Annotated in this window: 11 protein-coding genes and 3 rRNA genes; 7 read left to right on the forward strand and 7 right to left on the reverse strand. The window is 41.0% G+C overall.

The genetic code is table 11. The features are described from left to right. Positions 1-592: 592 nt before the first annotated feature. On the reverse strand, positions 593-1,255 hold the full coding sequence (gene yihA, locus QPX86_RS20355) for a ribosome biogenesis GTP-binding protein YihA/YsxC (protein WP_285163765.1): 663 nt from the start codon (positions 1,253-1,255) through the stop codon (positions 593-595). A gap of 167 nt (positions 1,256-1,422) precedes the next feature. Between yihA and QPX86_RS20360 the strand changes: the two genes are divergently transcribed. The 5 genes from QPX86_RS20360 (at position 1,423) to hemN (ending at position 6,309) form a co-directional block, all read left to right on the forward strand. Continuing rightward, complete coding sequence (locus tag QPX86_RS20360) at positions 1,423-2,043, forward strand: c-type cytochrome (protein WP_220752606.1); 621 nt, start codon at positions 1,423-1,425, stop codon at positions 2,041-2,043. A gap of 810 nt (positions 2,044-2,853) precedes the next feature. Beyond that, entirely contained in the window at positions 2,854-3,516 is a 663-nt protein-coding gene (locus QPX86_RS20365) for a methyltransferase domain-containing protein (RefSeq protein WP_220752607.1), read from the forward strand. A gap of 56 nt (positions 3,517-3,572) precedes the next feature. Beyond that, positions 3,573-4,130, forward strand: a complete 558-nt coding sequence (gene yihI, locus QPX86_RS20370) for a Der GTPase-activating protein YihI (RefSeq protein ID WP_220752608.1) — start codon at positions 3,573-3,575, stop codon at positions 4,128-4,130. Between the two features lie 85 nt (positions 4,131-4,215). After that, complete coding sequence (locus QPX86_RS20375; RefSeq protein WP_220752609.1) at positions 4,216-4,677, forward strand: DUF2489 domain-containing protein; 462 nt, start codon at positions 4,216-4,218, stop codon at positions 4,675-4,677. Between the two features lie 255 nt (positions 4,678-4,932). Beyond that, positions 4,933-6,309 carry an oxygen-independent coproporphyrinogen III oxidase gene (gene hemN / locus QPX86_RS20380; RefSeq protein WP_259651228.1) on the forward strand — a complete coding sequence of 459 codons (1,377 nt, stop codon included), beginning with the start codon at positions 4,933-4,935 and terminating at the stop codon, positions 6,307-6,309. 100 nt (positions 6,310-6,409) lie between these two features. On the opposite strand, the gene add is transcribed toward hemN, so the two are convergent. Beyond that, positions 6,410-7,405: an adenosine deaminase gene (add, locus tag QPX86_RS20385; protein WP_220752611.1), complete on the reverse strand. Its 996-nt coding sequence runs from the start codon at positions 7,403-7,405 to the stop codon at positions 6,410-6,412. A gap of 223 nt (positions 7,406-7,628) precedes the next feature. Here add and QPX86_RS20390 point away from each other — a divergent pair, with 223 nt between their 5' ends. After that, entirely contained in the window at positions 7,629-9,458 is a 1,830-nt protein-coding gene (locus QPX86_RS20390) for a DUF885 domain-containing protein (protein ID WP_285163766.1), read from the forward strand. A gap of 171 nt (positions 9,459-9,629) precedes the next feature. Next, positions 9,630-10,574: an alpha/beta fold hydrolase gene (locus QPX86_RS20395; protein ID WP_285163767.1), complete on the forward strand. Its 945-nt coding sequence runs from the start codon at positions 9,630-9,632 to the stop codon at positions 10,572-10,574. Positions 10,575-10,613: 39 nt separating this feature from the next. Here the strand turns inward: QPX86_RS20395 and QPX86_RS20400 are convergent, their stop codons facing one another. The 5 genes from QPX86_RS20400 to ccoG form a co-directional block, all read right to left on the reverse strand. Continuing rightward, the gene (locus QPX86_RS20400) at positions 10,614-13,115 is read right to left on the reverse strand and encodes a putative bifunctional diguanylate cyclase/phosphodiesterase (protein WP_285163768.1); all 2,502 of its coding nucleotides are present in this window, start codon (positions 13,113-13,115) and stop codon (positions 10,614-10,616) included. A gap of 1,120 nt (positions 13,116-14,235) precedes the next feature. Continuing rightward, positions 14,236-14,351: ribosomal RNA gene (rrf, locus tag QPX86_RS20405) — 5S ribosomal RNA — on the reverse strand. 166 nt (positions 14,352-14,517) lie between these two features. Beyond that, positions 14,518-17,409: ribosomal RNA gene (locus QPX86_RS20410) — 23S ribosomal RNA — on the reverse strand. Between the two features lie 347 nt (positions 17,410-17,756). Next, positions 17,757-19,301: ribosomal RNA gene (locus QPX86_RS20415) — 16S ribosomal RNA — on the reverse strand. The 16S, 23S and 5S rRNA genes sit together here, the layout of an rRNA operon. Positions 19,302-19,807: 506 nt before the next feature. After that, positions 19,808-21,235 carry a cytochrome c oxidase accessory protein CcoG gene (ccoG, locus tag QPX86_RS20420; protein ID WP_285163769.1) on the reverse strand — a complete coding sequence of 476 codons (1,428 nt, stop codon included), beginning with the start codon at positions 21,233-21,235 and terminating at the stop codon, positions 19,808-19,810. Positions 21,236-21,255: the final 20 nt, after the last annotated feature.

Here is a 21,255-nt window from a genome sequence, read left to right on the forward strand (position 1 = left end):
TCAGCCGAAAGACCTGAGCTCCCTTAACAAACAATCCCGTAGTTTTACCACTACGGGATTGTTGTTTCTAGCCTTAAAACACAGCAACAAGGTGAAAAAACCAGCTTCAAATGTGGCAAACTTCACATTATTGTTCATTTTTATAAAAAACAGTTTTTTATTTTAAGGCTAATGGCGTATTATTATCTGCGTAGGGTACAGAGGTTAAGATGTTCCATCTTTCAGACCTTTTTATTTCACTAGAAATAGTGACAAGCCGAATTATGGCGCTCCAGCATCTTAATATGTTGGAGCTTTTTTTTGCCTGAAATTTATTTTAGAGTAAATACTTTAAATCTGAATGAAAAACGATTACTATTCTCTTATTGAGAGTCGTCGATGAGTAGATGGCACTTGAGTCTTGTTGAATTTAGCTTCTCCCCAAAAGAGCTAATTTTTTAACCGATGACAATATGTCGTCGGTTTTTTTTTGATTAAAAATCAGTTCGCAGCATAAACCTCTCAGCAAGAAGCCATAAAAAAACCGCTAAGTTAGTCTAGATAAACTTAGCGGCTTAAATACAGGTAACGTACTAGCTAACACGCAATTAATTTACTCTGGATCTTGTTCAGCTTGTTGCTCTGCTTCTGTTAGCCAGCTTGGGTTGCACCATTCATTAAGAATACCCAATACTTTCGGCTTTCCGGTTCCCTTCGTTGAAGAAAATGGTTCTACTTTTACCCAATCCCCGAATTCAGCTAACTCTTTACGCACAGCATTAACGGTTTTCATTTTCACATTTTGCGCAAGCTTATCTGATTTAGTTAATAAAGCTAACACTGGGATTTCGCTCAAAACAGCCCATTCGATCATTTGCATGTCTAAATCTTTTAACGGATGACGAATATCCATCAATACCACAACACCACTTAAACAAGCGCGTTCCTGCAAATATTCACCTAGGGCTTTTTGCCATTTATTTTTTAATGCTAATGGTACTTTAGCAAAACCATAGCCTGGTAAATCCACTAAACGACGGTTTTCATCTAATTCAAACACATTGATTAACTGGGTACGGCCCGGAGTTTTACTGGTTCTTGCTAAGCCTTTTTGCTCAGTCAAAGCGTTCAATGCACTTGACTTACCTGCATTAGAGCGGCCAGCAAACGCAATTTCTACTCCGGTATCACCAGGTAAATACTCATCAAGATGTGCAATATCTGGCGCACTTATTAAAAACTTGGTTTTTCGAAAATCTATACGCGTTTCTGACACGATTTGCTCCAATAAATTTGGGGTAATACCTTAATTATGTAAGATTTGCTTACTTTTCCACATTTTCGTGTAAAATATTAGCCTGATCACAGTTTGTAGATTTTACCACGCTTGCGGGTCATCCTAGTAAGCTCAGGACAATAAATTAAATAAGAAGTTGGAACGCCATGAAAAAGTTAGCTCTTGCGCTGTCTGTATTTGCCGCTATATCAACGCCTGCAATCGCTGAAGGTGATGTGGAAGCGGGTAAAACTAAATCAGTTATGTGTTCTGCCTGTCACGGTGTTGACGGTAACAGCATTGCTCCTATTTGGCCTAAATTGGCCGGACAGCACGCATCTTATCTAGAAAAACAATTACATGATTTCCAAGCGGCGGCTAAAAGCGGCGGCAAAGAAGGTCGTAGTGATCCTACCATGATTGGTATGTCAGCGACTTTATCAGAACAAGATATTAAAGATGTTTCTGCATATTATGCTAGTCAAACATTAAATGTCGCAGATGTTACCAATGTACCTGCCGAAGGTGAAGCCCTTTATAAAGGTGGTGACATGGCTCGTGGTATTACATCTTGTATGGCATGTCATGGACCAGATGGTAAAGGTGGCGAGCTTGCAGGCTTCCCAGCTATTGGTGGTCAGCATGCTGATTATATCAAAATTCAACTCAATATGTTCCGTGATACAAAGCGTAACAATGATTTGAATGGCATGATGCAAGATGTGTCTAAAAAGTTATCTGACAGTGATATTGAAGCGTTATCTCAATATATTTCAAGCCTTAAGTAATTTTTTCTTCACATTTAAATGAAGCTAAAAGGGTGATTATTCACCCTTTTTTACAACTGCAAGTTGACGTTTACGTAAACTTTATAACATTCATGCTTGACAGAGATCACGGATTTAGGGTTAAATAGCCCCGTACCGAGATGAACCCAGCTGTAAGAACAAAAATATTAATTCCAACTTACAGATTTCGGATACGTTTACATTTAAGATATAAGAATAAAATTAATAAATAACAATAATATAAATAAGACCACTCGCTAATAATAATAAGAGTCGTGATTTCAGCTTGAAATCCAGGTCATATAGAATTTGTAAGGAACAGACCAATTGGTCGACTCGCTTAAATAGCACTCCCTTACGCAACAGAGATAAAACCCCATAAGGAACCTACTTTAAGGATTAAAGTAGCGGCATAGGAAGCTAATTGCTTAGGATGCACTTGCGGAGGCTTGTTATCACTGGAAGGTACTTTTAAACATGGATTGTTTACTAATGTCATTGAAGACAACTAGGATATTGATGAGTCATTGAAGACCATCTACGGAAGCTGTGGTCAGGACGGCAACAGGATTAAGAAAAATGGTCATTGATGACCGATAACAATAAAAAATGCACGGAAAGCTCTAAAAATAAGATGGATATTGACCGGGATAGTCACATAGCAAGTATGGATACTTGGAATATAAATTTGGTGTATTAACACTATTTTGTAAGGTGGCAGTTTACTGCCACCTTTTTTTATTTCTTCTTTTCAAGAAATCTGTTATTGATTGATAATCTTCATCTTGGTTTGGATCACATCTGACTTCAATGATTAAATGCCCGTTGTGCAGTCATACTGCTGAGTTTTTTATTCAAGATAAAAAAAGAGCTTTCTACAGCTGTCCTCAATGCCAACTGGTATTCGCTAACCCTCAATCACATATGATACCTGCCGCTCAACTACAGCGATATGGTCGTGCAAATAAAGCCACCAAACAAAAACAACTTGTCCAATTCATTCAACCTTTACTGAGCCAAATCAGCTGGCACCAAGATGGACCGCTAACAGGCCTTAACTTTGGTAGGGTATTAGATAAGAGCAGTTTAGAAAAAATTGAATCGGCTGGGCATCGTCTTTTTCAATACGACCCCTTTATCAAGACAGATCAACAAGTGTTCAATCAGCAATATGACTTTGTTTGTTGTTATCGCGTTTTAGAACATTTTCAACAACCTTTCAAAGAATGGTCATTGATATCAAGTTTATTAAAAGATAATGGTTGGTTAGCAATAAGCACCTCGCTACTGACCGACTTAACTCATTTTTCTAAATGGCACTTTAAGAACAACCCGACCCATGTCAGCTTTTATCAACAGCAAACTTTTGAGTATTTAGCACAAAACAGCGATTTTAAGCTATTATTTGCAGCAAAAGAGCTCGTATTGATGCAAAAAACATCAAAGTCTGATATAAAGCGCATCCTTATTTAGTGCAAGGTGGATGATTATCTATCTAGCCAACTTTTTACAACCACATGAGATCACTGATGGCTCGTAGTAAAAAATCGCGCAAGGGCGGCGAAAACGGCCCTACACAAGCACCAAGAGTCAAAAAGGCTGATCGTAAAGTCACTGGCAGCAGAAAGAAAGACAACGGTCATAAGTCTGGTAGTCGTCATAATGAAGCCTTGATTGAACAACAATCACCGCATGTTACTACCAGTAAAAGTAATGACCCTCGTCATGGCAGCAAAAAGCCTGTGCCATTAATGATTAAATCAGCCGAAACGACTGCTGCACCTGTAGCTAAAGTTAAACAGCCTAAGCTAACTGATGAGCAAAAATTACTGAAACTAGAAGACGATCCTAGATTCAATAATTTATTGGACCTTTTAGAAGAAGGTAAAGACCTCTCAGCAGACGATCAAAAATGGTTGAATGGTCAACTTGCTAAAATGGAAGCATTAATGGAAAAACTAGGCATTTCTGATGCCGAAGAACTTCCAGTACAAAATGCTAATACTGGCAAGAAGCCAGCTTCTGATGATGATTTATACGAGCGCTTTGAAACAGGTGCAGATGTATTAAAAGACTACCAGTCTTAAATCATTAATAAATGGCATGCCAATTTGGTGTGCCATTTTTCTATGTTTTATGCTCTATATTTAAACCTCTGATTAAGGATAATTTGTGTCTAGCCTTGTTATTGCCCTCGCCGTCATCGTTATAGTACTTTTAGCTTGTTATGCAGGTTATCTCCTATTAAAGGTTAAGAAACAGCAACAGCGAACCACTGAAGCTAATCAACAGCGCTTAAATGAAGCAAAAGCTAAAAAGCAGCAGATACTGGATGATATAAAATATATTGCTGCAGCGATGTTAGAGGAGCGATGTGAGCCTTCAGAAGGTGTCATGCGTATCGCTAAATTATTTGAAGCATTATCAATGTCTGAACAAATGGCTGTTGAGTTCCCAAGCATTTTTGAGCATTACGACTGCATCAAAGCACATCCGATTAAAGACGAACGTAAAGCATTAGCCAAACAACAGCGAATGAAGCTAGATTTAGCACGGATGAAGTCTGAAGCTAAGCTGGAACAAGGCTTACTGGATGATGCAAAAAAAATTACAGAATTTCATTTCGTGCATTAGAGTTTAGTAACTACTAAGACTTCTATTTGATAACAAGTCTCATTATTATCAATAGGTTAATATGAGACTTGTTTCTGCCCCAAGTGAGTAACTAAGGCTGTGAGCCATCCCACAATTTCACAAAACTTCACAGCTTTCAGACTAAATACCGCCTTTCTAGCAACATCAAATTTCAAATTTACAACGTAGTTCAAGGTTTTTTGTCTAATATGACTGCATACTTCGTCTATTGCTAATTTACTCGGAGAACGTGCCTTGAAGCAGCCCACACAAATAAGTTGGGATCAGTCAATGATCGAAAAATATAACTACAGTGGTCCACGCTATACGTCGTACCCAACGGCGCTAGAGTTTGACGATAGTTTCACTGAGCAAAACCTACTTTCTGCGATTGAAACCAGTAAAAGTGACAAACTGTCTTTATATATTCACATTCCTTTCTGTGCCAAGCTTTGTTATTACTGTGGCTGTAATAAAGTCATTACTCGTCATGCACATAAAGCAGATCAGTACATTGAATACCTTGCGAGTGAAATTGTAAAACGTGCTCCGTTATTCAAAAACTACACTGTGACTCAAATGCATTGGGGCGGCGGTACACCAACCTTCCTAAACCCTGAGCAAATTTTAACTTTATCTAAGTTAATCAAAAGCCACTTTAACTTTGCTGACGAAGGTGAGTTTTCGATTGAGGTTGACCCTCGTGAAATCGAACTAACCATGCTTGACACCTTAAAAGAAGCTGGATTTAACCGTATTTCTATTGGTGTTCAGGACTTTAATAAAAAAGTTCAAGTTGCTGTTAACCGCGAACAAGACGAACAGTTCATTTTCGACTTAATGGCGAAAGCAAAAGATATGGGCTTTGTATCGACTAATGCCGATTTGATTTACGGCTTACCGCATCAAACTCCTGAAACATTTGCTGAAACAATTAAGCGTGTGATTGAGTTGTCGCCAGATCGTTTATCTATCTTTAACTACGCTCACTTACCATCGCGCTTTGCCGCTCAGCGTAAAATTAAAGATGAAGATATGGCTTCTCCGCAACAAAAGCTTGATATGTTGCACCAAACTATTGAATCTCTTACTGGTGCTGGTTATCAATTCATCGGTATGGATCACTTTGCTAAGCCAGATGATGAGCTATCGAAGTTACAAAATGCTGGTAAGCTACATCGTAATTTCCAAGGTTACACGACCCAAGAAGAGTGTGACTTACTTGGTTTAGGCGTATCTTCAATCAGCCAAATTGGTGATTGCTACGCGCAAAACCAAAAAGACATTCGTCCTTACTATGAGTCAATTGATGAAACAGGTCATGCCTTATGGAAGGGTTGTAGCTTAAATCGTGATGATGAAATTCGTCGCGTTGTTATCAAGCAGATGATTTGTCATTTCGATTTAGATCTCACTAAGATTGAACAACAGTTTGACCTTAACTTTGAAGAATACTTTGCTGAAGATTTAAAACTGCTTCAAACATTCATTGATGACAAACTTGTTGATATTACTGACCGTAAGCTAACAATTAGCCCAACAGGCCGTTTGTTAATTCGTAATATTTGTATGTGTTTTGATGTTTATTACCGTCAAAAAGCGCGTCAACAACAGTTCTCTCGTGTGATTTAACTGCCTGAAACTAATCATTTCTAAATGATTAGTTTCATCCAATAAAAAACCGCTGATATTCAGCGGTTTTTTTATGCTTATAAACAACTTAACCAATCATTTATAACTTTGATGCGTATAAAGCCTTGCGCTCACTATCTGATAAAAATGCCATTTCTACGCCATTACGTTGTACTTGGCTAATTTGGTCATCTGATAATTTAAGTTCAGACTTAGCAATGCGATACTCATGCTGAATATCAATATTGCTCACACCAGGATCATCAGTATTTAAGCCAATTAACACACCAGCATCTAGAAACTGGTTAAATGGATGTGAGGCGTAATCAGCAACTGTTGAGGTATGTAAGTTACTGGTTGGGCATGACTCAATTCCAATAGCGTGCTTTACCAAATATTCCATCATTTTAGGGTCATGAATTGCATTCACACCGTGACCAATACGTGTTGCACCTAACTCTTGAATCGCCTGCCACATGCTCTCAGAGCCTGCCGCTTCACCTGCATGAGCTGTAATATGTAAACCAGCATCGCGCACACGTTTAAAATGCTCATTAAATAAATCACCAGGGAACCCTAACTCATCACCAGCCAAATCCATACCCACTAAAGCGTCACGGTGAGCTAATAAACCTTCAAGTTCCAAGCGGCATTTTTCCTGGCCAAATGAGCGAGACATAATCCCAATAAGGTTAATTTTAACCGCGTGCTCTTTCATACCAGCTTTAACGCCATCAATTACGGCTTCAACGACACCTTCAATAGGTAAATTATGGTTCATTGCCATGTAATAAGGGCTAAAGCGTAATTCAGCATAATCTAAACCTGAAATAGCAGCATCTGCTACGTTTTCATATGCAACACGTTTAACGGCATCTAAGTCAGCCAATACTGCAACCATCCAATCAAGCTTTTTTAAAAAAGCCACTAAGCTGTTTTCTTTACCTTGGATTTGAACGAAAGGCGCCAGTGCATCTAATGAGTCTGCTGGCAGCTTAATTCCATGCTGATGTCCGAGTTCCCAAATGGTTTTGACTCTAACATTGCCATCTAAATGACGGTGTAAATCAACTAATGGAATGGATGTATTGATCATTATTTACCCCTATTAATTTTTTGAGCTAAATGTGTTTTTTATATAATGAACACCTAGCAGGTCGAAGTTTAACATGCATCCACAAAAAGGTGACGTTTTTATCGCCTGAATAGCATAATCGGTAACAAATATTTCCATTGATACAGCTAGCGTGCTTTAGGTTGAATTGGTATGTTGTAGCTAGTAATTAATTTGTAATTTATTGGCAATAAAGGAATTCATCATGCGTAAGCTCATCTTGCCTGCGATAATCATGCTGGCTGTGACTGGCTGTAAAATGACAACAGGTTCAAAAGCTCAATATTATCTCGGTGAAACTCAAAAAGCTGAGACAAATACCAGCACACCAAAGCAAACCCAAAGTGCAACTGTTGAGGATATGAGCCTAAAAGCAATTATAGATAGCGCATGGCAAATTAACTTAGATTACTCACCTCAGATGGCATATTCATTGGGTGACGAAGCTAAAGCCGCATTGCTACCTGACTTATCGCCGGAAACCCTAGCGGAAAAAAACTTACGCCTAAAAACGTTATTGTCCTCTTTAAAGCAACTAGATATAGATAAGCTATCTAAAACAGATAAAATCAACGCTCAAATCTTGCAATATCAGCTACAAAACGATGTTGATATGTATACTTATAAAGATCACTATCTGCCAATAACTGCAGAAAGTGGTTTTCATGCTTATATTGCGTCGATAGCTAATGGCAGACTTCATAGTGAAGCAGACTACCAAAACTATTTAGCAAAACTGAATGCATTGCCCAAGTATTTTGCCCAGCAAACCTTTTGGTTACAACAAGGTTCAAGCAGTGGTATCACTCCAGCAAAAGTAACCTTAAATGGCTTCGAAGACAGCATTAGTGCTTATATTGTTGATGTCGAAGACAGTGGCTATTACAAGCCTTTTACTGATTTTCCGGAACACTTTTCCGATGCGCAGAAAGCAGAGTTAGCAGCCGAAGGGAAAAAAGTCGTCAAAGAGAAGGTATTGCCCCTGTATCAACAGTTTTTTGATTATATGACTCAGGAATATATCCCTAATGCACGCACATCTATTGCAGCTAAAGATATGCCCAATGGCAAAGCTTTTTATCAAAATAGAGTGGAGTACTACACCACTTTGAATATGACTGCAGATGAAGTTCATCAACTTGGCTTACAAGAAGTTGCCCGTATTCGAGCCGAGATGGAGCAGGTCATTGCTGATGTGGAATTTAAAGGTACGTTTGCAGAATTCTTGCACTTTTTAAGAACCGATCCGCAATTTTATCCGAAAACAGCAGAAGAGTTATTAAAAGAAGCCGCATATATCGCCAAAAAAGCGGATGCGGTTTTGCCACAATACTTTGCCACTCTTCCTCGTACTCCTTATGGAATTAAACCAGTTCCAGCTGAAATAGCCCCTAAATACACCACTGGTCGTTACTCAGGCTCCAATCGTGATGATGAAGCGGGTTACTACTGGGTCAACACTTATGCATTAAATAAACGCCCACTTTACGAAATGGAAGCACTGACTCTACACGAAGCTGTACCAGGGCATCACTTGCAAATATCACTCAATAAAGAATTAACCGATTTACCCAACTTCAGGCGTTATAGCTATATTTCGGCTTTCGGTGAAGGTTGGGGATTATATTCTGAATATTTAGGACTTGAAGCAGGCTTTTATCAAGATCCCTATAGTAACTTTGGTCGGTTAACATATGAAATGTGGCGAGCAGCGCGACTAGTCGTCGATACTGGAATGCACACTAAAGGTTGGAGTCGAGATGAAGCCATTGAATTTATGGCAAGTAACACCGCTTTATCAATGCACAATGTCACAACTGAAATCGACCGTTATATCTCATGGCCAGGACAAGCGCTATCATACAAAATCGGCGAACTGACCATAAAACGATTACGTGATAAAGCAGAGTCAGAGCTAGGTGAGAGGTTTGATATTCGGTTGTTCCATGATGCTTTATTGCAAAATGGCTCAGTGACCATGGACATTCTCGAACAAAAAGTCGATGAATTTATTGAAGAGCAAAAAGCCGCCTAATCATAAATATCTCTATCAGTAATGTTGACTGAAATTGTTTGCAGTCAACATTACTCAATCAAATCACTCCATCTAACGCTTTATCTAAAACTGGTCTCATTAGTTTGCTACACTGCCCCAGTCTTCAAGATACGATCTCAATTAATACGTCATAAACTAGAGGTGTATATAGTGCTTTTTTCGTCAGAACAACAACTAAATAATGATGAACAACAAAAATTCTGGCAATCAGTTACCCAATCTACACTCGAAAAAAATGACGTTTCACTAGCTTATGCTTACATTCAGCACTCTGATAGCTCAAAAGCCATTGTCATCAGTAGTGGTCGAGTTGAAAGTTATCTTAAATATAAAGAGTTGATGTTTGACCTATATCAGCATGGTTACAGCATTTATATTTTGGATCATCGTGGTCAGGGTTTGTCATCAAGAATTACCACGAATCCTCATCAAGGGCATATTAATAAATTTCAAACCTACATCGATGACTTAAATGACTTTGTTGAACAGATAGTAAACCCTAACAAGCATGACAATTTATACCTTGTTGGGCATTCAATGGGCGGAACTATTGGCACCTTATACATGGAGCAATACCCAACAACCTTTAATGCTGCAGTATTCTCAGCGCCAATGTATGGAATAAAACTGCCATTTAATAAAACCTTTATCCGCTCATTAGCAGGTTTACTTGATACATGTAATGACAAACAACCTCATAAACAGCCCAACTATGTCTTAGGAGGAACGGATTATGAGCCTGTTGAGTTTGAAAAAAATCACCTCACTAACAGCCCTAGTCGATATCAACAAATCCTAGATGTCTTTAATCAAAATCCAAACATCCAGTTAGGTTCACCAACGAACCATTGGTTATTAGAAGCAATGGATGCAGCAGATAGAGCGACAAAAGCTGCTGCATTAAGCATCAAACCAATAATGGTTTTACAGGCACTTGATGATGAAATTGTAGATAATGCTGCACAAAATAGAGCTGAAAATATACACTGTCAGATCCGCCGAATAGCAAACTGTCAGCATGAGGTATTTGTTGAAGCTGATGAAGCCCGTAATCAAGCTTTACGAACCTTACTTAGTTTTTTAGATAAATATTAAGCTTATATTGATGCTAAGACATTCGTTAATGGCTAGCGTTTAATTAAAAGGCACTTTCCAAACCACACTTAAGGTCAATTCAGACTCTAACAAGTGCCTGATATCTTGTTGAGTCAATGGACGACTAATAACATACCCTTGGAATAAATTACTTTTTAATTGGGTTAAGGTCGTGAGTTGCTGACGATCTTCAATTTGTTTTACCACCACAGGATATTTAAGCTGATTAGTTAGATTAATCAACGCTGTAAATATATTTCGAGACTCTTCAGAGGTAGTAATATCTTTAATATAATTAGCAGCAAATTTTACTTGAGAAAAGTGGATGCCATGCAGTCGATGCAATGGGCATAGGCCAGAACCAAAGTTATCTAAGGCAATACGGATTCCCTCACGTTGTAAGCTCAATATTTTATCTTTTGCTGTAACCGCATTAATCGAAAATACATCTTCTGATAACTCAAACTGAATAAACTCAGGGCTAATATTATGCTGTTTAATTTTGGCTTGTATAACTTGTACAAACATATCCTGATGGAAGTGTCTTGAGGATATGTTAATTGAAAAGCACGGACAGTTGATTTCCGTTCTTTGTAAACTCTCTATGAATGAACAAACCTCGTCTAACACCCATAACTCTAACTCAAAAATAGAGTTTGATAATTCTGCTACGGGGATAAATTGTTTAGGACTAATAAAACCAAACTCTGGGTGATACCAACGCATTAATACTTCAACGCTTTCAGTATTCCCCTCGATATCGACTACCGGTTGATACACTAACGACAATTGTTTCTGTTTAATCGCTTTCTTCAATTCTTGTTGAAGTTTTTGAGGTTCATGATGACTCCCATCAAGCTGTAAACTATGTAAAACACAAGTATTAGTTTGGCTTTCTATGGCTTTGCCGAGAGCTTTGTCAGCACGAGACAATAACTGACTAGGCTCTAAAGACTCTTTACCGTCAAATACGACCATACCTACTTTGGTGAACACAGATACAGTTTGCCCTGATAAAGTAAAACTTCTACCTACAACTTGACGCACTTCGCTGGCAAGTGATAAAGCCCGTTTATTGGCATGCTCTAGACTCGTACCCAGATTCTTGGCAGCAATTACAAATTCATCATCACCTAAACGGCTCAGTAGACAACTAGCAGAAAATGCACCGGCAAGTCTTGCTGATATTTGCATCAATAATCGATCGCCTAGCTGTTCACCAACGGCTTCATTTACCAATTTAATATTACTGAGATTAATCAGCAACATAGTGCTATATTGATTAGATTTACGAGCATATGCTTGCAAATCAAATAGCTCATTTGCCAAAGCCTCTCTATCAATAATATCTGACACCCCTACATGGCTTTGCCTTTCAACGGTGATTTTCTGATTCTTAAGTTCTAGAGTGACATCTGTAATAGACCCAATCATCCGAATAGGTTTTCCTTCCTCATCCCACTGGATGATTTGCCCTCTATCTAGCACCCAAATAAATTCTTTTGATTTGTTTTGTAACTGATGAACACTTTCATAATGGGAAGTATTTCCTGCTAAACAGTCTTCTATTTCTCTCAGCACGGTATTTTTTTCATCTGGGTGTAATCGCGTCTCCCAAGATTCATAACAATTAGTTATTTCATTTGGTCTGTAGCCTAATATTTCTTTCCAGTTATCAGACATAAACACATCATTGGTTTCAGTATTCCAATCCCAGATCCCGCTACTATTACCGCTAATCGAATATAACCATCTTTGCTCGGAGTTAGTAACCTTCATATTACTTTCTATAAGGTGTTTCTCAACCTTAAGTAGTGACTCGCCTAGGCAATATACTTCTTCAACTAAACAATTGATTCTGGTTTTATCAGGCTTAAACTGAAGTACATTATTAGCTCTTTTAGTGAGTTGTTTAATTGGTCTTATGAGTAGCCAATATAGAGCCCAACAAAAAAAAACAACCAGTATGCCGCCAATCCCCCAAATATAGATAAACCTTTTTTGAAGCTGATCAGAAGCGTCTGCAATTAATGAAGAAATATCATATTCGAGATAGATAACATCAACGGCACTGGAGTAACTGTATTTTGCTGCGGTATTGACGGGATAATAAGCTTGGATGGAAAGGCGATCATAATTGATATTGAAAAATGCTGCTTCAGCTGCAACCACCTCTTGATGTCGCGCATCAGAGTATCCTTCAATCACATTCTTAGCATCACTCTCACGCCATATAACGTGATTAGCAAACTTTATTCGGCTAGATGCATCCAATATGACATATACCATCATATTGCTGTCTGTAGAAATTAAAGAAACTTCTTGCTCAATTCTAGAAATATCTTGAATTGCTAAAGCTGATTCAACAACATGAATCATTCTAAATAAATCTTTTTGAATTTGATCAGATTCATTTTCAGCTAGCTCAGAACGCAGTGCCTCTTTTTCATAATAAAACTCACCGCTAACTAATAATAAGTACAGTGAACATAAGAAAAAAGGCACTAAAAAAGATAGTGAAAAAGAAGGTCGCTTTGGCAAGATTACACCACTAATTGTTAATAAAAATATACCGCTTACGTAACATACTAAAGACCACAACAATCAACAACCATAAAAGGCTTTTCTCAGGAAACATAATCCATTTTAATGAATATCACATCTATAAATTACAGCCTTCAAAATCGCTTCATGAATAACGATCTTCCAATTCCTTAATTAAGCAATTAGTTGGCTTACTTTCACACTGGCAGATTTACTAAACGATGTGGCTAGTAAATATAAATCGTCAATTCATTATATTTTACAAACGTTAAATGGACTGTAACGTGAGTAAAGAGCTATCTACTCTCCGTTAAGAGAAGTAAAACACTTGAAATGGACTGCTTATTTAACCTTGTAAGAACACATGCCAATATCGGCTACTAAATCATTGCTAATTATCTAATCTGACACTCCAGCCTCTCAAATTTCAAGCACAAAAAAGTCCGTTACGTGAGTAACGGGCTATCTGAGCTCATAAAAAGAGAAATTAGGCGCTAGGCTATGACCTACTTTTGCATGGGTATATCATTCACACTATCAGCTGTGGATGAGTCTAAATTTGAATTTTAACATCGTTTCTGAACATGTTTATCTTAAATAACAGACACAAAAAGGCCCGTTACGTGAGTAACGGGCTATCTGCTCTCTTAAAAAGAGAAATTAGGCATATGGCTATGACCTACTTTTACATGGGCATATCAATCACACTGTCTTTCGCGGCACTAAATTCTTACTCGCTATAAACGAAAAAAGCCCTGACTATTAAGTCAGGGCTTTCTCGACTCTCTAAAAAGAGAAATTAGGCGCTAGACAATAACCTACTTTTACATGGGCATATCAATCACACTATCAGCTGTTGATGTGTCTAAACTTGAGCTTTAGCTTCGTTTCTGAACATGTTTATCTTAAATGACAGACACAAAAAAGCCCGTTACGTGAGTAACGGGCTATCTGCTCTCTTAAAAAGAGAAATTAGGCGCTAGGCAATGACTGACTTTCACGTGGGCATATCAATCACACTGTCTTTCGCTGCACTAAATTCTTACTCGCTATATACGAAAAAAGCCCTGACTATTAAGTCAGGGCTTTCTCGACTCTCTAAAAAGAGAAATTAGGCGCTTGGCAATGACCTACTTTCACATGGGGAGACCCCACACTATCATCGGCGCTATTGCGTTTCACTACTGAGTTCGGGATGGGATCAGGTGGTACCACAATGCTATTGTCACCAAGCAAATTCGGTGTTAATCGCTATCACAATTAACTAAATTCGGAAAGCTGTTTGTTTCTTGAGTTTTCTACTTTATTAAGCGCTTTATATTCTTCACTAAGTCTTACCTTTAACAGTAAGTAATAAATCTAGTTACCATCAACTCAGATAAAAACTCATCTGGGTTGTATGGTTAAGCCTCACGAGTCATTAGTACAGGTTAGCTCAACGCCTCACAACGCTTACACACCCTGCCTATCAACGTCCTAGTCTCGAACGGCTCTTTAGAGGAATTAAATTCCTAGGGATGACTCATCTTAGGACTCGCTTCCCGCTTAGATGCTTTCAGCGGTTATCGATTCCGAACGTAGCTACCGGGCAATGCTATTGGCATAACAACCCGAACACCAGCGGTTCGTCCACTCCGGTCCTCTCGTACTAGGAGCAGCTTCCTTCAATCATCCAACGCCCACGGCAGATAGGGACCGAACTGTCTCACGACGTTCTGAACCCAGCTCGCGTACCACTTTAAATGGCGAACAGCCATACCCTTGGGACCGACTTCAGCCCCAGGATGTGATGAGCCGACATCGAGGTGCCAAACACCGCCGTCGATATGAACTCTTGGGCGGTATCAGCCTGTTATCCCCGGAGTACCTTTTATCCGTTGAGCGATGGCCCTTCCATACAGAACCACCGGATCACTATGACCTACTTTCGTACCTGCTCGACGTGTATGTCTCGCAGTTAAGCTGGCTTATGCCATTGCACTAACCGTACGATGTCCGACCGTACTTAGCCAACCTTCGTGCTCCTCCGTTACTCTTTGGGAGGAGACCGCCCCAGTCAAACTACCCACCAGGCACTGTCCCGAACCCCGATAAGGGGCCACGGTTAGAACATCAAAACTACAAGGGTGGTATTTCAAGATTGACTCCACTCCATCTAGCGACGAAGCTTCAAAGTCTCCCACCTATCCTACACATGTAGGTTCAATGTTCAGTGCCAAGCTATAGTAAAGGTTCACGGGGTCTTTCCGTCTAGCCGCGGGTATACGGCATCTTCACCGCAATTTCAACTTCACTGAGTCTCGGCTGGAGACAGCGTGGCCATCATTACGCCATTCGTGCAGGTCGGAACTTACCCGACAAGGAATTTCGCTACCTTAGGACCGTTATAGTTACGGCCGCCGTTTACTTGGGCTTCGATCATGAGCTTCTCCGAAGATAACCCAATCAATTAACCTTCAAGCACCGGGCAGGCGTCATACCGTATACGTCATCTTGCGATTTTGCACAGTACTGTGTTTTTGATAAACAGTTGCAGCCACCTGGTATCTGCGACTCCCAGCAGCTTAGAGAGCAAGTCTCATCACCGCCAGGAGCGTACCTTCTCCCGAAGTTACGGTACCATTTTGCCTAGTTCCTTCAGCCGAGTTCTCTCAAGCGCCTTGGTATTCTCTACCCGACCACCTGTGTCGGTTTGGGGTACGATTCCTACTAACCTGAAGCTTAGAAGATTTTCCTGGAAGCATGGCATCAACTACTTCATCCCCTTGGGGACTCGTCATCAACTCTCAGCCTAGTGTTCACCCGGATTTGCCTAAGTGAACAGCCTACAGTCTTAAACGCGGACAACCAACGCCGCGCTAGCCTAGCCTTCTCCGTCTCTCCATCGCAGTTAGCAAAAGTACAGGAATATTGACCTGTTTCCCATCGACTACGCCTTTCGGCCTCGCCTTAGGGGTCGACTCACCCTGCCCCGATTAACGTTGGACAGGAACCCTTGGTCTTTCGGCGTGGGGGTTTTTCACCCCCATTATCGTTACTCATGTCAGCATTCGCACTTCTGATACGTCCAGTGTGGGTTACCCCTTCACCTTCAACCGCTTACAGAACGCTCCTCTACCGCTTGCTCCTAAGAGCAAACCCATAGCTTCGGTGTATTGCTTAGCCCCGTTAAATCTTCCGCGCAGGCCGACTCGACTAGTGAGCTATTACGCTTTCTTTAAATGATGGCTGCTTCTAAGCCAACATCCTAGCTGTCTAAGCCTTCCCACATCGTTTCCCACTTAGCAATAACTTTGGGACCTTAGCTGATGGTCTGGGTTGTTTCCCTTTTGACGACGGACGTTAGCACCCGCCGTCTGTCTCCCGAGTAGTACTCACTGGTATTCGGAGTTTGCAAAGGGTTGGTAAGTCGGGATGACCCCCTAGCCTTAACAGTGCTCTACCCCCAGTGGTATTCGCTCGAGGCGCTACCTAAATAGCTTTCGAGGAGAACCAGATATCTCCGAGTTTGATTGGCCTTTCACCCCCAGCCACAAGTCATCCGCTAATTTTTCAACATTAGTCGGTTCGGTCCTCCAGTTGATGTTACTCAACCTTCAACCTGCCCATGGCTAGATCACTCGGTTTCGGGTCTACACCTTGCAACTAAACGCGCAGTTAACACTCGGTTTCCCTACGGCTCCGCTATTCGCTTAACCTCGCTACAAAATGTAAGTCGCTGACCCATTATACAAAAGGTACGCAGTCACGGTCTCAAGAACCGCTCCCACTGCTTGTACGTACACGGTTTCAGGTTCTATTTCACTCCCCTCACAGGGGTTCTTTTCGCCTTTCCCTCACGGTACTGGTTCACTATCGGTCAGTCAGGAGTATTTAGCCTTGGAGGATGGTCCCCCCATATTCAAACAGGATGTCACGTGTCCCGCCTTACTCGATTTCATCTATGGTTAGTTTTCATGTACGGGGCTATCACCCTGTGCCGCTGTGCTTTCCAACACATTCCACTAACACCCCATAGACTTAAGGGCTAATCCCCGTTCGCTCGCCGCTACTAGGGGAATCTCGGTTGATTTCTTTTCCTCTGGGTACTTAGATGTTTCAGTTCCCCAGGTTCGCCTCATAACGCTATGTATTCACGTTATGATGACCACTTATGTGGCCGGGTTTCCCCATTCGGACATCGTTAGCTCAAATGCTTGTTACTAGCTCGCCAACGCTTTTCGCAAGTTACTACGTCCTTCATCGCCTCTGACTGCCAAGGCATCCACCGTATACGCTTAGTCACTTAACCATACAACCCAAATAAGTTTCAAAAGAAACTCAAGTTGTACCGTAACTAGCTGGTTTATTACTAATTTGCATCTCTTACGAGTACACAAATTCGCCTTAGTTTTTAGAATATTCAAGACACTTAATAAAGTGTTTTGAGAACTCAATGTATTACTGAAAAGGGATTAACTTCCCAATAATACGATTTGTATTAATTAACATGACAGACTCATGCAATTAAATACTATCAGCTTTCCAAATTGTTAAAGAACAATGCTAACCGGCTTGCGGCGCATTTCGCTCAACTCCATAAAGGAGTAACAAGCAATCTGTGTGAACACTCAACAAACATTAAGTTAGTCGTATAGGTAAGGAGGTGATCCAGCCCCAGGTTCCCCTAGGGCTACCTTGTTACGACTTCACCCCAGTCATGAACCACACCGTGGTAAACGTCCCCCCGAAGGTTAGACTATCTACTTCTGGTGCAGCCCACTCCCATGGTGTGACGGGCGGTGTGTACAAGGCCCGGGAACGTATTCACCGTAGCATTCTGATCTACGATTACTAGCGATTCCGACTTCATGGAGTCGAGTTGCAGACTCCAATCCGGACTACGACGTACTTTGTGAGATTAGCTAGACCTTGCGGCTTTGCAACCCTCTGTATACGCCATTGTAGCACGTGTGTAGCCCTACTCGTAAGGGCCATGATGACTTGACGTCGTCCCCACCTTCCTCCGGTTTATCACCGGCAGTCTCCCTAGAGTTCCCGCCATTACGCGCTGGCAAATAAGGATAGGGGTTGCGCTCGTTGCGGGACTTAACCCAACATTTCACAACACGAGCTGACGACAGCCATGCAGCACCTGTCTCAGAGTTCCCGAAGGCACTAAGCTATCTCTAGCGAATTCTCTGGATGTCAAGAGTAGGTAAGGTTCTTCGCGTTGCATCGAATTAAACCACATGCTCCACCGCTTGTGCGGGCCCCCGTCAATTCATTTGAGTTTTAACCTTGCGGCCGTACTCCCCAGGCGGTCTACTTAATGCGTTAGCTTGGGAGCCCAGTGCTCAAGGCACCAAACTCCGAGTAGACATCGTTTACGGCGTGGACTACCAGGGTATCTAATCCTGTTTGCTCCCCACGCTTTCGTACATGAGCGTCAGTCTTTGTCCAGGGGGCCGCCTTCGCCACCGGTATTCCTTCAGATCTCTACGCATTTCACCGCTACACCTGAAATTCTACCCCCCTCTACAAGACTCTAGTTCACCAGTTCCAAATGCAATTCCCAGGTTGAGCCCGGGGATTTCACATCTGGCTTAATGAACCGCCTGCGTACGCTTTACGCCCAGTAATTCCGATTAACGCTTGGACCCCTCGTATTACCGCGGCTGCTGGCACGAAGTTAGCCGGTCCTTCTTCTGTAGGTAACGTCACAGCAGTTGTTTATTAAACAACTGCCTTTCCTCCCTACTGAAAGTGCTTTACAACCCTAGGGCCTTCTTCACACACGCGGCATGGCTGCATCAGGGTTTCCCCCATTGTGCAATATTCCCCACTGCTGCCTCCCGTAGGAGTCTGGGCCGTGTCTCAGTCCCAGTGTGGCTGATCATCCTCTCAGAACAGCTAGGGATCGTCGCCTTGGTAAGCCATTACCTTACCAACTAGCTAATCCCACCTAGGTTCATCCAATCGCGAAAGGCCCGAAGGTCCCCTCCTTTCCCCCGTAGGGCGTATGCGGTATTAGCAGTCGTTTCCAACTGTTATCCCCCTCGACTGGGCAGATCCCTAGGCATTACTCACCCGTCCGCCGCTCGTCAGCATTGATAGCAAGCTATCAATCTGTTACCGCTCGACTTGCATGTGTTAGGCCTGCCGCCAGCGTTCAATCTGAGCCATGATCAAACTCTTCAATTAAAGTTTTTTGAAACATTCGAAAATGCTTCGGCTCAATGAATTCTGATTACATTATGCAGACTCGGAAGAATCTACATCCTGTTTGTTACATATTGCTATGAACACTCATCGTTACATTGATAATAATTTTGATTGCCACCTAAGTGACAATTTCGATTAACTCAACACCTGTGAGTGTCCACACAGATTTACTTGTTTGATTGTTAAAGAGCGTTGACCGTGTTGGTCAGGGATGCGTATTCTACGCTTTCCCTCGTTGGCGTCAAGTGTTTTTTCAAACTTCTTTTTGCCGTTGATTTGAGGTAGTTAAAACCGCTTCAAATCAAGCTGACTCAGTATTGGCTAGTGCCTGTTGCCGTGTCAGTGGATGCGCATTATAGGCAAATACTGAAACACCGCAAGGGCTTTTTGAAAGAAAATGACACAAATATGAATAACAGCCGCTTTTTCAAACGAAACGCATAAAAAAGGGACTAAGTAGTCCCTTTTTCTAGCTATATCGTTATTTACTCACCAAAGAATCTCGATTCTTGTTTGATTATAACATCCTTACCTTCGATGGTTGCGGCAACCACTAAGTTGATTTTAGTGACTGTTCGTTCTAGTTGACCAGGATCAACGGCAATACTAATTGGTAAGGTCAGTACTTCACCCGCTTTAATTGCTACTTGATTCGGTCCATTCCATTCATATGACTCTAAACCGTCCATTGAAAGTTGATATTCTTGTGCTAGCTCGGTTTTATTAAGCAGCTTCAAGGTATATGTATTTTCAACTAAACCATCATTAGTTATCCGGTAAAGTGCATTTCTGTCTCGAATAACATCCATACGTAATGGAGCAATAGTGGCGCTGGCATAAATGAAAACCAAGATCATTACAGTTAAGGCTACGCCGTAACCAATAAGTTTTGGTCTTACAATGGTCTCTTTGATATCTTCTAGTTTATTTTCGGTGGTATAACTAATTAAGCCTTTGTCATAGCCCATACGTTCCATTGTTGTGTCGCAAGCATCGATACAAGCACCACAGTTTATACATTCATATTGAAGGCCATTACGAATATCGATACCTGTTGGACAAACCTGAACACATAAGTCACAGTCGATACAGTCGCCTAAGCCCATTTCTTTAGGGTCAGCTTTACGAGATCTTGGCCCTCTTTTTTCACCGCGCTTAGTGTCATAACCCACTATATATGTGTTTTTATCAAACATCGCTGCTTGAAAACGAGCATACGGGCACATGTGAATACACATAATTTCACGCATCCAGCCTGCATTACCGTATGTGGCAAAGGTGAAAAAGACCACCCAGAAATAAATACTTAAATCAGCATTCAAAGTGAACACATCAATATAGACTTCACGACTTGGAACGAAATAGGATACAAATGTCATTGCTGTTAATAAGGAAATGAGGATCCAAGAGGTATGTTTAGCGGTCTTGCGCCATAACTTATTAAAACTCCATGGCATTTGATCTAGTTTGATTCGTTTATTACGTGCTCCTTCAAATTTTTCTTCGAACCAAATAAAAATAAACGTCCAAACGGTTTGCGGGCATGTGTAGCCACACCACACCCTACCAAGATAAGTCGTAACAAAGAACAAGCCAAATGCCGCAATAGTAAATAGCGCTGCCAACAAGGTTAAATCTTGTGGCCAAATAGTCAGCCCAAAGATATGAAACTTCTGCTCAGCTAAATTAAACCAAACAGCCTGTCTGTCACCCCAAGGTAGCCAAGGTAATATTAAAAAGAATGACATTGTTGCCCAACCAATACGCCTTCTTACTGTAGTCCATAAACCTGTTACGGCGCGCACATAAATACTATTACTTGGATTAAATCTGTCAGCCTTGCTGGCGTCAGGTTGATGAATCTTAATCCGTTTTTGTTTGGCGTAATCTTTAGGTGTAGATTCTTGGGTCATCTTAATGCCTTACTACTTAT

Source organism: Shewanella goraebulensis, from assembly GCF_030252245.1.
In the GTDB taxonomy this organism is placed as follows: Bacteria; Pseudomonadota; Gammaproteobacteria; order Enterobacterales; family Shewanellaceae; genus Shewanella; species Shewanella goraebulensis.

Bases quoted from the DNA above. Each gene is read 5' to 3' on its own strand.
- add (WP_220752611.1), bottom strand. From the start codon at position 7,405: ATGATCAATACATCCATTCCATTAGTTGATTTACACCGTCATTTAGAT.
- yihI (WP_220752608.1), top strand. From the start codon at position 3,573: ATGGCTCGTAGTAAAAAATCGCGCAAGGGCGGCGAAAACGGCCCTACA.
- QPX86_RS20360 (WP_220752606.1), top strand. From the start codon at position 1,423: ATGAAAAAGTTAGCTCTTGCGCTGTCTGTATTTGCCGCTATATCAACG.
- QPX86_RS20365 (WP_220752607.1), top strand. From the start codon at position 2,854: ATGATTAAATGCCCGTTGTGCAGTCATACTGCTGAGTTTTTTATTCAA.
- QPX86_RS20390 (WP_285163766.1), top strand. From the start codon at position 7,629: ATGCGTAAGCTCATCTTGCCTGCGATAATCATGCTGGCTGTGACTGGC.
- ccoG (WP_285163769.1), bottom strand. From the start codon at position 21,235: ATGACCCAAGAATCTACACCTAAAGATTACGCCAAACAAAAACGGATT.